Genomic DNA, 16,068 nt, shown 5'->3' on the forward strand with positions numbered 1-16,068 from the left:
TCGTTTTTCTGTTTTCGTTTATCCATTTAATTATCTAATAATATTGAGAGTGTCATGTCAAAGCACAATAATCAGAACCAAGACCAAACCCCAACTGTAGAAGATACTAACGAGCTAATCGCACAACTGCAAGCCAAGCTAGACGATATCAGTGCTTCAGGAAAACAGCCGTATCCGAATACATTCAAACGCACTGATTATGCGCAAGACTTACAAGCCGCTTTTGATGGTGTGTCAAAGCAAGAGATCGAAGAGAAAGCTGCGAATGGCGAAAAGACACAGGTAAATGTAGCAGGTCGAGTCATGCTCAACCGTGGCTCATTTATCGTGATTCAAGATATGTCAGGTCGTATTCAGCTATATGTGGCACGTAAAGAGCTTGATGAAGAAACGCGTGCAAGCATTAAGTCTCTAGATTTGGGTGACATCGTTGGGGTGTCAGGCTATATCGGTCGTTCAGGTAAGGGTGATCTGTATGTGCACATCGAAGAGATTACGTTACTGACCAAATCGCTACGTCCGATGCCAAACAAATTCCATGGTTTAGCTGACGTAGAAGCGCGCTATCGCAATCGTCATCTTGACTTGATGACCAACGAGACCACTCGCGATACCTTTATGATTCGCAGTCAAATCGTTAGCGGTATTCGTCAATTTATGCTGAATGAGCGTTTTATGGAAGTTGAAACGCCAATGATGCATCCGATTCCAGGTGGCGCGGTAGCCCGTCCCTTTGAGACGCACCACAATGCTCTAGATATGCCTTTGTATTTGCGTATTGCGCCTGAGCTTTATCTCAAGCGCTTGGTCGTTGGTGGCTTTGAGCGTGTATTTGAGATCAACCGCAGTTTCCGTAATGAAGGGGTCTCAACCCGTCACAACCCTGAATTTACCATGATTGAGTTTTATCAAGCCTACGCTGACTATCATGATCTGATGGATTTGACTGAGCGTATGTTTAATCAGTTAGCAAATGATGTGTTGGGCACAACAGAGCTGACTTATCAAGAAGAAGCCATTAGCCTAAAAGCACCATTTGCTCGTCTATCTATGTCTGATGCGATTGCAAAGTATGCAGAAAACTTCGACATGGCACGTATCAATGATCGTGAATACCTAGCAGAGTACGCATCAACGACGCTGAAACAGCAAGTAAAAGATGTGTTTGGTGTGGGTAAACTACAAACGATTATTTTTGAAGAAACGGCTGAGCATCAACTGCGTCAACCAACCTTTATTACTGAGTATCCAGCTGAGACCTCACCACTCGCGCGCCGTAGTGATGACAATCCTGAGATTACTGATCGTTTTGAGCTGTTCGTTGGCGGTCGTGAGCTCGCTAATGGTTTTAGTGAGCTCAATGATCCAGCAGACCAAGCCGAGCGTTTCCGTGGTCAAGTCGCCGAAAAAGACGCAGGCGATGACGAAGCCATGCATTTTGACGAAGAGTACATCGAAGCATTGTCATACGGTTTGCCGCCGACAGCAGGTGAAGGTATTGGTATCGACCGCTTAGTAATGCTGTTTACTGACTCAGCCAGTATCCGTGATGTGATCTTGTTCCCGCATATGCGCCGCAAAAATGATTAATGTTTAATTATTCGTTAACCAAAGTCGCTTATTGAATGCGGCTCAGTCATAATCAAACTTGTGAGAAGCCAGACGAATGCGCTGGCTTTTTGCTATAATAAATATCGAAAAACAGCATCTAAAATAAGAATTTTAACCACTTGGCACAATGGATAGCTATGTCGCAGCAATATCAAGTTTTAGCTCGCAAATATCGACCCAAGAACTTTCATGAGTTGATTGGGCAGACGCATGTCTCGCAGGCGCTGATTAATGCAATTGATTATAATCGTCTGCATCATGCTTATTTATTTACTGGTACGCGCGGTGTGGGTAAGACGACGATTGCGCGTATTTTATCTAAATGCTTGAACTGTGATACTGGTATTACGAGCACACCGTGCGGGGTATGCGACAACTGCGTCGCTATCGATCAGGGGCGTTTTATTGATCTTATTGAAATTGACGCGGCTTCCCGTACCAAGGTCGAGGACACGCGTGAGCTGTTAGACAACGTGCCTTACGCGCCAAGCCAAGGGCGTTATAAAGTCTATCTGATTGATGAAGTGCATATGCTGTCAACGCATAGTTTCAATGCGCTTCTCAAAACGTTGGAAGAGCCACCTGAACACGTAAAGTTCTTGCTGGCGACGACTGATCCACAAAAACTGCCGATTACGATTATCTCGCGCTGCTTACAGTTTGTGCTACGCCCACTACCGCAGGTATTACTTAGCGAACATTTGGCAAATATTTTGACCAAAGAGCAGGTTGACTACACGCAGCCGGCCATTTGGCAATTAGCAAGCGCTGCCAAAGGCTCTGTGCGCGATGCTTTGTCACTGACAGATCAGGCGATTGCTTTTGGTCAAGGGTCACTGGATGATGCGACTGTCAATGCCATGCTCGGTCTCATTGATGCGGCTGACCTCATCAGCTTGATCACAGATATTTATAATCATGATAAATCAGCCGTTGCCGCACATATCGAGCAAATGCGCGCGCAGATGGTAGATGCGACCAGCATGTTTGATGGGTTGGCTGAGCTGTTGCATCAGTTGGCATTGACTCAGCTGTTGCCTGAGGTCGCTCTCAATGTTAATGAGGCGCAAGCAAAAGATATTTGTACGCTAGCTCAGCATATCAGCCCTGATGTCTTGCAGCTGTATTATGAGATTGTTGTGCAAGCACGTGAAGGCGTCAAGCTTGCTAGTACCCCTATGCAAGCGCTTGAGATGTGCATTTTGCGCTTACTAGCGTTTCGTCCTTTGCCGGTCGATGAAGTACTCAATAATACCTACGACGGGGAGGTATCTGCTACCAGTACACCAGTAATAGAGTCGACTGATTCGCCGTCTTCTTCAGAAAAAACGTCTTTAACTGTCACGACGCATGGCGCATCAGAACCACTACAGTCTTATGAGATTGATGACCAAGCGCAACGTTATGATGAGCAGCAAAGTAGCACTCATGATAACGAGAATTTTCGCTCTGAGTATATTAGTGACCAAGAGTACAACTTAGTACAGTCAGCTGTCAGTACTGAGCCTGAACCTGTTGTTGAGCCTGAACCTGTTGTTGAGCCTGAACCTGTTGTTGAGCCTGAACCTGTTGTTGAGCCTGAACCTGTTGTTGAGCCTGAACCTGTTGTTGAGCCTGAACCTGTTGTTGAGCCTGAACCTGTTGTTGAGCCTGAACCTGTTGTTGAGCCTGAACCTGTTGTTGAGCCTGAACCTGTTGTTGAGCCTGAACCTGTTGTTGAGCCTGAACCTGTTGTTGAGCCTGAACCTGTTGTTGAGCCTGAACCTGTTGTTGAGCCTGAACCTGTTGTTGAGCCTGAACCTGTTGTTGAGCCTGAACCTGTTGTTGAGCCTGAACCTGTTGTTGAGCCTGAACCTGTTGTTGAGCCTGATGCAAATAATTCTCAGTTACTATTACCATCTGATGAAGACCCGCGCACTTTGTTACGCTGTACGTCCCAAGAACTGACGGGGGAGTGGAACTCGGAAAAATGGGATTACTGGCTGCAGACTGCTCGTGAAGCAGAAGTATTAGCTCAAGATGAGTTGGCACTTGCTCGTCAAGGCACAATGACAGGTCAATGTAATGGCAATGCAACGTTCTTGACTAGTGTGGACAGCAAGCATTTACAAGCGACTTTTCAGCAACTGGCTGCAAAGTTGCAACAGCAATTCACACAGGCACAGATTGATTTAAAAATCGATAATAGCATCATGCAAAGTGATGATAAAACACCAGAGCGTCGTCAACAAAAACGATTAGAGCAAGCAAAAACGGTTGCTGAGACAAAATTGCTGAACACACCAGTGATGCAGTATTTGACGGAGCGGGGCGAGGGCAAAATGGGCAAGGTCCAACTGTATTAAGTTCTAAAAAACGGTTATTAAAACCATTTCAAATATGAATATGTTTTAAATACGGTTTTATATAAGATATCAAGGTGATGATACGCTATCGCCTTGATATTTTTGTTTTTACCGCAGCACAAATGGGCGCTCTTATATAAGAGAAAATATTTAGTAATGATAAGATAAATCAAAAGTCGTTATAATGATTAAGTTATATTAAAAACTGAAATGAAGTTTAGGTGAGAATATGTTGGATAATTTACGCGGTATGGCTGTGTTCGCCAGTGTGGTCGGACATGGTTCTTTTAGTGGCTCAGCTCGTGAGCTTGGTATTACCACCAGTGCAGTCAGTCAGCAGATTCGTTCACTAGAGAATGAGCTAGGTGTTGTGCTATTACACCGCTCAACTCGTAAGCTAAGCTTAACAGAAGCTGGTGAGAGCTTTTATGAGTCTGCAAAAGATGTGGTCAGTGCTGCTGAACAAGGTCGAATTAAAGTTAATCAGTTGCGTGATGAGCTCGCAGGTAGTTTACGTATATCGACGACGCCTGAGCTTGGTGTAAACCATATATTACCAGCGCTATCCACATGGATGGCGGCGCATGATGATCTTAGTGTCACCTATCTGGCAGATAATCACTATATCGATATGATTGATGAGCGTATCGATATTGCGATTCGTATGAGTCCATCGATCAATGATGCAAGCCTAAGTAGTCATCCGCTCACCGATGTACGTCAGTTGCTCGTAGCGTCGCCTCAATATCTACGTCACCACCCTAAGCTTAATACACCAAAAGACTTGGCCGACCATCAACTGATATCTATTGAAATCATGAAAGAGGCCAATCAGGTTGATATGATTCAAACAGAGACTGGTAAGAAAACACGTATCAAAATGAACTCGCGTATTTATACCAATAACGTCTTTATGGCCACGACTCTGGCAAAAGAAGGTCATGGCTTGATTAGAATGATGGAAATGGACATCAAAAAAGAGCTTGAGAGTGGAGAGCTAGTAGAAGTGTTAACTGGCTATCAACTGCCAAGCTTTGTTCTCTATGCGGTCACTCTAAACCGTGACCAACAACCTGCCAAAATCACTCGTTGTCTAGAAGTGTTAAAAAAATATTTCCATGCACATTAGAGCGGTTTGTTTTAGACAGTCGTATTATCAAATAAATAGCTAGAAAAAAGCCTATAGATAATGATATCTATAGGCTTTTTTGATTATATATATTCAAGCATTCCTTAGAATGAGGGTCTTAGTAGGTCAATCAAGCGCTCAGCAACTTGTGTGCTCTCATCACGGCTCATATTAAGTGGAGGTAGTAAACGGACGACATGACCCCCCGTTACATTGAGGATTAGGTTTTGCTCATCACGCGCACGATCTACCAACTGGCTACAGTCCATATCTTCTGGTAGCGCAATACCGATCATCATACCAGCGCCGCGGCTACTCACACCATGTTGTCCTAATGCATTAACGAGGCTTTCACGAATGAACAAACCTTCAGTCACTGCATTTTCCATAATGTCACTATTGGTGAGTACATCGTACACGCTATGTACCACGCGACTGGCTAAAGGTGTGCCACCGTAAGTAGAGCCATGGCTGCCTGCACCAAACAAACCATTAGCACGGCCTCGTACCATACAAGCGCCGACTGGAAAGCCATTACCTAAGCCTTTAGCAGTCGTCAATACATCAGGACGAGCACTGCTATGCTGATAAGCAAAATATTTACCAGTACGGCCATTACCTGTTTGTACTTCATCGAGCATAAATAGCCAGTTGTGAGCATCACATTCTGCCTGTAACTCTTCTAAATAAGTGAAACCATTTGCCGCAGTATTTAGACCACCTTCACCTTGGATTGGCTCTACAAAAATGGCGCAAATATCCTGATGATCCAAAGCTGCCTGCTTAACTGCAGCAATATCACCAAATGGCACACGGATAAAGTCTTCATCTAGCGTATAAAACCCTTCACGAGCCTTTGGGTTGGCAGTAGCTGATAGCGATAGTAATGTACGACCATGGAATGACTGCTCCATCACGATCACTTTTGGACGTGTAAATCCTTGCTTGTGTGCATACAAGCGTGCAATTTTCAGTGCGGCCTCATTTGCTTCAGCGCCACTATTTGCAAAAAACACACTGTCCATTTCGGCAGCCGTACATAAAGCCTCTCCCGCACGCTCTTGCCAGTCAATACCGAACAAGTTGCTGGTATGAATTAAGGTAGACGCCTGCTGCTCAATCGCCTCTGTCACTTGTGGGTGGCAGTGACCGAGCCCGCACACCGCGATACCAGTTAGAGCATCTAGGTATGGCGTATCATCTTTGGTATAGAGCCAACTACCTGCACCACGTGTAAAACTAATAGGTTGACGGTTGTAGGTAGGCATGAGGTAGGTAGCAGACATGTAAGACATCCTTGGTATAGTAAATTGAGTAAAATAGGGGGTTATAATTCGTCAGAGAAGGGCGTGGTTTCTGCAGGTAGCGTATAGTCTTCATTTGCCCAAGCCCCTAAGTCGATTAGCTTACAGCGACTACTACAAAATGGCTTGTATTTATTGTCTTGCCAGGCAGTCTGTGTGCCGCAGCGTGGGCAAGGGTAGGTTTTGGGCGTAGCATGGGAATTAGAGTCAGTCATAATAAAAGTGGGAGCATCCTTAATGTTATTAGTATCATTTACGCGCAGTCTTCTTCTATCATCATCTACATTAGGATGCATTTTGAAGGACTGGTCATCACTATATTACTATTAAATTAGATTGGCTATATAATAGCATGGGGCCGAATAATGACAAAAGACAAATGCTTTAAGGATAATAAATGACAGACAATACTGAGCTCACTCATCAGCAAGCGCGAGCGTTTCAACCACAGAGACTCTCAGCACCGCGTGACTTTGTGATACCTAAAATCATCAACGAAAATTTGAGTGAAAAACCGCTGATACTAGAGATCGGAGCAGGGAAGGGCAAGCACGCGCTAAGCTTTTCAGCGCAGAATCCTGACAAGCATTTAATAGCGATTGAGCGCACCCGTAATAAATTTGAAGCTTTCTCAAAACAGACTACGCTACAGGCCTTATCAAACCTAGATGCGATTCATGCGGATGCTATTGCTTGGACCGTACATGCTATAAAGCCCAATAGCCTGTGCAAGATTTTTATTCTTTATCCTAACCCCGAACAGCAGAACCCCAATCAACAATGGCTAAATATGCCTTTCTTTGAATTTCTATTGTCTCGCTTGCAGGTAAATGGTGAGGTAGTAGTGGTCACCAATATTGAAGCATATATGGACAACGCAGAGTTTCAGGCAACTAAGGTATGGTGTCTTCCAAATTCTCGTTATCAAGTCCCTGCAGATAGTCAGCGTACTCACTTTGAAGTGAAGTATTTGGCACGGCAAGAAGTGTGCTGGGAGTTGAATATCCGTAAGCCTAAATGGTATAAAACCAGATTTGATGATTGGCAAGCGACATCATTGTGTGAAGGAAAATAATCGAGGTAAAAGAAGAATGCTAAATATTAGGTTGAATATAAAATAGCCTAAGCGACTAAAAATAGAGAATAAAGAACTGCTCCTAAAGAGCAGTCCAAAAAATTTCAAACTTAAAGACTAGAATTAACGACTATAGGTAAGGTTTAACCAAATTATTAGAATTGGTATAAGCGTCAAGAACTGTCAAAAGAGTATATGCGCCAATGAATTTGCGACTAATGAACATAAACTCTTTTGGCGGGAGATTGAATTCGAAGGATTGCATTGCGCGAGTGGCTTTGGTGGATAGGCGCGAATGCAATTTACTGTTAGCCCAAATATAACACTTTTCCCCATCCAAGCACTCACTAGGAATATCTTTATTATTTTCAGGATCACTGAAAGGCTCTGTCGCCAGTAAAAATAGCGAGGCAATATCAGAGCGTACTTTGTCACTCATACTGTCGAAAAAGTCGTATCCTGTCATCGCAAGCATCATTGATTGATGATCATGACGGTATCCTGCTCGTAGCAGTCCGCGGGCTATAGTCAGTAAATGATTATCGAATTGGCGGATAGCGCCAAAATCTAACAAAACAAGCTTATCGATGTCGTCGCCTTCGCTGACTCGCACTAAGTAGTTGCCAAAGTTAGGATCTGTCTGCATCTCACCCCATACAAAAATCTCTTGCATCATGATTTCGATAGCAGCTTGACCGATTGCACTGCGGCGCTCATGAGGTAATAGTTGTAATTCATCAGAGACCACAGTGATACCTGGCTCATAAGACATACAAAGTAAGCGCTTTTTAGAGTAGGTACGGTTGATCTTCGGAACGATATAGCGCGGGTCGTCACTTAAACGATCATAAAAGCGCTCTGTCGTTGCGGCCTCTGCTTCGTAATCAACCTCATGGTGGAGTAGGTCACGTATCTCCTCAAACCAAGCATCAAGTGCGCGTGTTTGAGGAACGATATTACTTACTTTTAGCAACTGCTTGAATAAAGCAAGGTCGGAGTTGATGGCATCAGCCACGCCTGGGTATTGAATCTTTAGTACCACTTGTTCACCTGTCGCCAGTACGGTAGCGCGATGAACTTGAGCAAGAGACGCTGTTCCAATAGGAATAGGGTCGACATCTAGCTCGCTTAGTTTTTCACCCAATAATTTATGCAATGTTTTTTCAATCGTAGGCCACGTCAACGTTGCGGTGTCATCATTGAGCGTTTGTAAGGCACGTGTAATCTCCGGCGGCAGTATGTGCTCGCCATAGATTGCTAGCATTTGACCGATTTTGACGACTGAACCTTTTAACTTGCCAAGCTCTGATGCCAGATAATTTGCCTGAGCTTCCATAAACGCTTGGTTACGTGCTGTGCGTGCTTCTTTATTTAAAAACATGCCAGACACGCTATTGCCCGCCCAACGACGACCAATATTCAAGGAGGTTTTGGCAATCGACATTCGGCGATCAAACCCTGAGGTTTTTAGACTATCAATTGATTGCTTGTTGCTAGAAGGTTTAGACGTATCATTTGCCATAAATATAATCATTCATCCAGTTGCTATTGATTTGCGGGTTCGATACCCACAATACAAGGGAGATGTGATGCACGGGTATAAAATTGTACCATATAAAGCACATTGGGTTTATGAGCGTAGGCTGGCTGTTGATAGTTACTTTGTAAGCCGTGAGATGGTTCGAGTATTATTACTGAGCGTTATACGGCGTACCAAAAATAAGACCTAGCATAAAGCTAGGTCGAATAATGATGTAAAGTATACGCACCAATTTTGAAACGACAACGCAAGATGAGCGTTTAATGGCTCTTGATGGGTATAAGCTCGTTACGCATTTTCACGAGTGATGGCATGATGACCAATATCACGGCGATATTGTGCACCGTCAAAGCTAATGGCAGCAGTGACTGCTAGTGCTGCTTGCTGGGCTTCAGAGATATTGCTTGCTAAGGCAGTAATACATAATACACGACCACCATTAGTGACGATCTCATTTTCATGATTATCAGAAAACGCTGTACCTGCATGGAATACTTTGACAGCATTGTTGTTTGTCGAATCTAGTTCTGGCAAGCCTGCGATGACATCGCCCTTCGATGAGGTTTCAGGATAACCTTTTGAGGCAACAACGATACCCAAAGCAGGACGCTCATCCCATTTTGCTTCGCTAGGTAGTTGACCTGATAAACCTTGCACGACCAAATCTACCATCGATGATTGCAGACGCATCAAGATAGGCTGCGTCTCTGGATCACCAAAACGGCAGTTGAATTCGATCACATATGGGTCGCCTGCTTGGTCAATCATAAGACCTGCATATAAAAATCCAGTATAGGGATGTCCTGCGTCTTTCATTGCATCAACAACTGGCTGAATGACGCGCTCAATAACTTTATTATGCACATCTGCGGTCACGACAGGCGCAGGGGAATACGCACCCATCCCGCCTGTATTCGGACCTGTGTCACCTTCAAAAGCACGCTTGTGATCTTGGCTGGTTGCCATGGGTAAGATATTTTCCCCATCGACCATACAAATAAAGCTGGCTTCTTCGCCTTGCAAGAACTGCTCGATCACCACACGGCTACCAGCATCCCCAAATTTGTTGTCCGCGAGCATATCATCGATTGCTTCGTGCGCTTGCTCGATGGTCTCAGCCACGATGACGCCTTTACCAGCAGCAAGTCCATCCGCTTTGATCACGATGGGTGCGCCTTGCTCATCGACATAGGCTTTAGCTGCAGTAGCCTCTGTAAACCCTTGATAAGCGGCTGTTGGGATATGGTTCTGCTCCATAAACTCTTTGGCAAAGGTTTTAGAACCTTCTAGTTGCGCGCAATAAGCAGTAGGCCCCCATGCCTTAATACCAGCCTCGCGGCAGGCATCAACGATACCTGTAACCAAAGGTGCTTCTGGTCCAACAATAACCATATCAATACTATTATTTTGACAAAATTCGATGACAGCGGCATGCTCACTCGCATCAGCGTTCGCAGACGCTAAGACGACGTTTTGGCATTTAGGTTCAAGTGCACTGCCTGCATTGCCTGGAGCGACATAGACATTTTCGACATTGTCATCTTTTGCACACTGCCATGCCAGTGCGTGTTCGCGACCACCTGAGCCAATCACCAAAATATTCATCATACCGTTTGCCCTTAGCATTAAGTTAATAATGAGCTAGTCGTACGCTCGTAAATATGTCGACATATTCTAACAAAAAAACAGTCTTGATTACTATGAGTATCCTTGTGCCAGCATTTAATCTTGAATATTACTGGCTGCGTCATCATTGTCTCATTAGCAAAGGTTATCGACATATCACTGATTCATGAAATGATGTTGTACGCTTTAGCTAACGCCGCAGGTGCGTTAAACTTCACTGTAATAGTAGGATTACATCCTGATTGCTACATATTTATAAAAATAAGAACGAAAAAGGAGAAAATCTGTAGAAGTTATAAAATAATAAGTCACGTGACTGGACACACTGCCATTATATTGCAATTTTTGACAACGATTCTGTGAAAAGAAATGTGCAATAAAAGCAGTTGATACGGATTGATAAACATAAATAAAGAGACAAACCAAATCTATAAAAAGGACGAAGGACAATGCCAAACTCCCTCAGTATCGCAAAAGAGCGCATTAGCCAGATAAGCGATATTGCTACCGGCTATGTACAAAAAGACAAATCACTATTTGATCATTTTATTCATAGCTACTATCAGCCGCTGCATCAAGAGACTGCAGAGGCGATTAGCAATGCTGACTTGGCGGGCATGGCGCTACATCATTTTACGTTGCTCAAAGCCTATGATTGCAGCAAGCCGCAGCTCGCCGTATTTAACCCATTGGCGGAAGAGCAACACTTTCATAGCTCACACACGGTCATCCAAATCGTCGCATACGATAGACCGTTTTTAGTCGATACCATCTTGATGAGCCTCGAGGCTGAAGGCATCGATGTACACCGCACGTACAACATCATCGTTAGTGTTAAGCGTGATGATGACGGTCAAATTACCTATGTTGAAGGCGCACATGAAAGTGCAACCTCTCATTTGTCATTGATTCACTGTGAAATCGCTTATCAAGATAATGAAGACTTGGATGCTCTACAGCAAATGCTGCTGTCCAAAATCGATACGCTTGATACGGTCGTTGGTGACTGGAAACAAATGCGTACCCAGCTCAATGACATCAAAGCTGAGTTGTCTAACAAACCATTACCAGAAGTGTTTTATTCACAGCAAGAAATTCAAGCGTTCTTAGATTGGATATTAGATGACCATTTTATATTCTTAGGTTATCGCGAATATCGCTTAGAAGGTGGTCACGAAATCGAAGTAAGCGAACCGACCAATTTAGATCTGTTTGCCATTGGCAATAGTGGACTTGGTCTGTTACGCGGCTCTGAACAAGACAAATTGTCAGAGAGCTTTAGTCAACTACCTAAAGGGCTAAAGCAGTTATTGACTGAACCGCGCGTATTGATGCTGTCCAAATCAAGTCGTGTATCACCGATCCATCGCTCGGTATATATGGACTTTTTGGGTATCCATAAATTTGATGATAATGGTAAGTTGGTTGGTGAGTATCGCTTTATCGGTTTGCTCACGTCACAAGCGTATCAGCTGACGGTTCAGCAAATTCCGCTATTGCGCGAAAAAGCCAATAAAATTATGGCTATGGCAGACTTGCCACGTGATGGTCATGCTCATCATAAGATGATGCATGTGATCAACACCTTGCCGCGTGATGACTTGTTCCAAGCCAGCGTTGAAGAACTATATCCAATTGTCTCTGGTATCAGTCAATTACAAGATAAGAAAAGCCTACGTCTATTTAGCCGTATCGATCATTACCAGCGCTTTGTGTCGTGTCTAGTCTATATCCCGCGTGATAAGTTCAACACGGAGCTACGCATTAAGGTACAGAACGTCCTAAAAGATGCCTACAACGGCATGTCATCAGGGTTTACGACTGAATTTAATGAATCTGCGCATGCCCGCGTACATGTCCATGTGCGTACTGTGCCCGGTCAGGTAAATGACGTCAACATTGCAACGCTTGAAGCCAAACTATCAGCACTCATGCAGTCATGGGATGATAACTACCAAAAAATGCTACTCGATAATGTCGGTGAGCAACAAGCCAATGCCTTGAGTCGTCGCTTTTTAGATTATATTCCCGCGGCATACCAAGAGCGTTTTGATGCGCGTACTGCCGTCGAGGATACCAAGCGTTTGGCTGGATTGACTACAGAGAACCCGATGCTGTGGCATTTATACCAGTCGACAGGCGATGCACGTAACCAGCTCCACCTAAAACTGTATGGTCGCGAGCAACCTGTTATCTTGTCAAAAGTATTACCAATACTTGAAAACTTCGGTGTGTCAGTCATCTCAGCACAGACATATGAGTTTGATTTGCCAGAGCAGCCTATCTGGATGCAAGAGTACGAGTTGACCCTTGAGCATGTCGATACCGTCAATATGCAAGTCGTACGTGGTCAGTTCGAAGACAGCCTAAAACAAATCTGGGCAGGACGTGTTGAGAGTGATTCATTTAATGAGCTTGTACTAACTACTAAGCTTGATACTTATGATGTGGTGGTGCTGCGTGCACTGTCGCGCTATATGTTACAAGCACGCGCGCCGTTCTCTAGTACCTATATCCAGCAAACGGTAGTCAAAAACAGTGATATCAGCGTGGCGTTAGGTAGTTTATTTGATGCGCGTATGAATCCTAAGCATAGTGAAGACGATCGCCAAGCAAAAGCTACGCAAATCCAAGAGCAAATAACCGCTGCACTTGTAGATGTGGATAGCCTAGATGAAGATCGTATCTTGCGTTGGTACTTAGATCTGATTAACGCGATGGTACGTACCAACTTCTATCAGACGGATAATGATGGTCAGCGCAAAGATCGCTTGTCGTTTAAGTTCTTGGCCGCAAATATTCCAAATCTGCCAAAGCCAAAACCAATGTTTGAGATATTTGTCTACTCACCGCGCGTCGAAGCCGTGCATTTACGTGGCGGAAAAGTCGCCCGTGGTGGTCTGCGCTGGTCAGATCGTATGGAAGATTTCCGTACCGAAGTACTGGGCCTGGTCAAAGCACAAATGGTCAAAAACGCAGTGATCGTGCCTGTTGGCTCTAAAGGTGGCTTCATCGTCAAGACCAAAAGCATGGCCGATGGTCGTGAGGCGTTCCAAGCCGAAGGTATCGCCTGTTATCAGACATTCTTGCGTGGTATGCTCGATGTCACAGACAACATCGTTGATGGCACGATTGTCCCGCCAGCCAACACGGTACGCCATGACGAAGACGATCCATACTTAGTTGTTGCTGCGGACAAAGGCACTGCGACATTCTCTGATATCGCCAACGCGCTAGCAGCAGAGTACAACTTCTGGCTTGATGATGCCTTTGCATCAGGTGGGTCAGTAGGGTATGACCATAAAGCGATGGGTATCACGGCGCGTGGTGGTTGGGAGTCAGTCAAACGTCATTTCCGTATGCAAGGCAAAGATATTCAAAACCGTGATGATTTCACTGTGGTCGGTATCGGTGATATGAGTGGGGATGTATTTGGCAATGGCATGCTGCTATCAACGCATACTAAGCTGGTTGCTGCCTTTAACCATCTGCATATTTTTATTGATCCTAATCCAGATACTGCAGCCTCATACGCTGAGCGCGCACGCTTGTTTGAGTTGCCACGCTCATCATGGGCAGATTACGAAGCCTCATTGATCAGCCAAGGTGGCGGTATCTTCTCTCGCCAAGACAAAACCATCGTGATCAGTCCTGAGATGAAGTCTCTCTTTGAAATCAGTGCTGATACGTTAACCCCCAATGAGCTGATCAGTGCTTTACTCAAAGCGCCAGTCGACTTGCTATGGAATGGCGGTATTGGAACGTATGCAAAAAGTGTGAATGAGACGCATGCGGACGTTGGCGATCGTGCCAATGATGTGCTGCGTGTGAATGGTAGTGAGCTTGGCGCCGCAGTCATTGGCGAAGGTGGTAACTTAGGTTTCACCCAGCAAGCACGCATTGAGTATGCCCAAAACGGTGGTCGTGTCTATACCGATGCGATTGACAATTCAGGCGGTGTTAACTGCTCGGATCATGAAGTCAATATTAAGATCCTACTGGGTAAAGTGGTTGAGCAAGGTGATATGACGCTCAAACAGCGTAATGAGCTACTTGAGAGTATGACGGATACCGTAGCAGAACTTGTATTACGTCAGAACTACTTGCAGCCACAAGCGATTGAACTGAGTCACATCAGAGCCGCTGCTAATTTAAGTGATCATCAGCGCTTTATTCAGATGCTAGAGGGTGAAGGGCGTCTGGATCGTGCGATTGAGTATCTACCATCAGACGAAGAGATTGCAAAACGTCAAAAAGCAGATACAGGACTAACCAATCCTGAGCTAGCAGTCGTCTTGGCATATGGCAAAATGTGGGTGTATGACAGCCTGTTATTGTCCGATCTTCCAGATGATCCATACTTCATTAATGAGCTACGTAAGTACTTCCCAGATGAGCTTGCCTCGCGTTTCTTTGATGAGATGACGGAACACCGCTTGCATCGTGAGATCATCAGTACTTACTTGACCAATAGCGTGGTCAACCGCTTAGGTATTGAGGCGCTATTCCGTCTATTTGAAGAAACTGATCAATCGTTGGCAACCATCGTCCGAGGTTATGTGATCAGCCGCGATGTATTTAATGTATCGCGCGCTTGGAAGGCACTAGAAGCGCTAGATAATCAGGTAGATGCAACACTGCTGTTGAACCTTGAGCTGCGTTTACGTGATTCATTAGAGCGCGGTGTGGTCTGGTTTATCAATGCCTTTGGGCAAAATCTGCAAGTCGCTGATATGATTAGCCGCTTTAGTGACAGTGTTGAAAAACTGACCAAACCAAGTGGCTTTATCGAGCAGCAATTTGCTCAATATCTGCAAGAAGATACCAAGCATTTAATGCAAAAAGAGCTGTCTGATAACGATGCTACGCTATTTGCAATGCTACCGTATCATGTCGATGCGCTTGATGCTGCGTTGCTTGCTGAGCAATATGAGCGTCCTGTCGATGAGATCGCAACTTTGTATTTCGAAGCTTATCAAGTGTTGCAGTTAGATTGGATGATGGACAATATTGCCAATTTACCACAGCAAGACTACTGGGATCGCCGTGCACGTCATGCACTAGTCAATGAGCTGTCACGCAGCTTGCGCCTACTGATGGATGCAATACTATCAAAACCAGATGCCAAGCAAGCCTTTAGTGAGTGGAGAGCACGACACGTTGACCAACTGGCAGCGGTCACTACAGAAATGCAGAAGCTTGACGATATGTATAGTGACGATGCAGACGCTCAAATTGGTCTCTCAACACTATCCGTACTGATGAGTGAGCTGAGTGGCCTAGTAACTAAATAAGTAGTCATTAAGTAACTAGTCGCCAAATAATCAGCTACTAAGTAACGAGTAGCTGAATGATTAGCCACTAAACACAAAATAGCCGTATGTTCAAAAAAACCACCGAGCGCAATGTTCGGTGGTTTTTTATTTTTGCCTTATGAG

At 44.6% G+C, this 16,068-nt stretch carries 9 protein-coding genes; 5 read left to right on the top strand and 4 right to left on the bottom strand.

Going from position 1 to position 16,068, the window contains the following annotated elements; genetic code table 11:
- The first annotated feature begins 54 nt into the window (after nucleotides 1-54).
- From lysS to AC5JPO_RS01820, 3 genes are all read left to right on the top strand, one after another.
- The gene (gene lysS / locus AC5JPO_RS01810; RefSeq protein ID WP_443527089.1) at nucleotides 55-1,590 is read left to right on the top strand and encodes a lysine--tRNA ligase; all 1,536 of its coding nucleotides are present in this window, start codon (nucleotides 55-57) and stop codon (nucleotides 1,588-1,590) included.
- 158 nt (nucleotides 1,591-1,748) lie between these two features.
- Complete coding sequence (gene dnaX, locus AC5JPO_RS01815; protein WP_493853106.1) at nucleotides 1,749-3,956, top strand: DNA polymerase III subunit gamma/tau; 2,208 nt, start codon at nucleotides 1,749-1,751, stop codon at nucleotides 3,954-3,956.
- A 229-nt stretch (nucleotides 3,957-4,185) separates the two neighbouring features.
- Nucleotides 4,186-5,085, top strand: coding sequence for a LysR family transcriptional regulator (locus AC5JPO_RS01820; protein WP_319051723.1), 900 nt, complete (start codon nucleotides 4,186-4,188; stop codon nucleotides 5,083-5,085).
- 104 nt (nucleotides 5,086-5,189) lie between these two features.
- Here the strand turns inward: AC5JPO_RS01820 and AC5JPO_RS01825 are convergent, their stop codons facing one another.
- Both AC5JPO_RS01825 and AC5JPO_RS01830 read right to left on the bottom strand, forming a co-directional pair.
- Nucleotides 5,190-6,371, bottom strand: a complete 1,182-nt coding sequence (locus tag AC5JPO_RS01825; protein ID WP_493843108.1) for an aspartate aminotransferase family protein — start codon at nucleotides 6,369-6,371, stop codon at nucleotides 5,190-5,192.
- Nucleotides 6,372-6,412: 41 nt separating this feature from the next.
- Entirely contained in the window at nucleotides 6,413-6,604 is a 192-nt protein-coding gene (locus AC5JPO_RS01830) for a DNA gyrase inhibitor YacG (protein ID WP_493843109.1), read from the bottom strand.
- A gap of 182 nt (nucleotides 6,605-6,786) precedes the next feature.
- Here AC5JPO_RS01830 and AC5JPO_RS01835 point away from each other — a divergent pair, with 182 nt between their 5' ends.
- A complete protein-coding gene (locus tag AC5JPO_RS01835) occupies nucleotides 6,787-7,464 on the top strand; it encodes a class I SAM-dependent methyltransferase (RefSeq protein ID WP_493843110.1) in 678 nt (225 codons plus the stop codon).
- Between the two features lie 130 nt (nucleotides 7,465-7,594).
- Here the strand turns inward: AC5JPO_RS01835 and AC5JPO_RS01840 are convergent, their stop codons facing one another.
- Both AC5JPO_RS01840 and purD read right to left on the bottom strand, forming a co-directional pair.
- Nucleotides 7,595-8,986, bottom strand: a complete 1,392-nt coding sequence (locus tag AC5JPO_RS01840) for an ABC1 kinase family protein (protein WP_443526416.1) — start codon at nucleotides 8,984-8,986, stop codon at nucleotides 7,595-7,597.
- Between the two features lie 306 nt (nucleotides 8,987-9,292).
- Nucleotides 9,293-10,609 (bottom strand): phosphoribosylamine--glycine ligase, encoded by a 1,317-nt coding sequence (gene purD / locus AC5JPO_RS01845; protein ID WP_493852715.1) that lies wholly within the window; start codon nucleotides 10,607-10,609, stop codon nucleotides 9,293-9,295.
- Between the two features lie 470 nt (nucleotides 10,610-11,079).
- On the opposite strand from purD, the gene AC5JPO_RS01850 reads away from it, so the two are divergent.
- Nucleotides 11,080-15,924 (top strand): NAD-glutamate dehydrogenase, encoded by a 4,845-nt coding sequence (locus AC5JPO_RS01850; RefSeq protein WP_493853107.1) that lies wholly within the window; start codon nucleotides 11,080-11,082, stop codon nucleotides 15,922-15,924.
- Nucleotides 15,925-16,068 lie beyond the last annotated feature (144 nt).

Source organism: Psychrobacter sp. H25 (genome assembly GCF_059076335.1).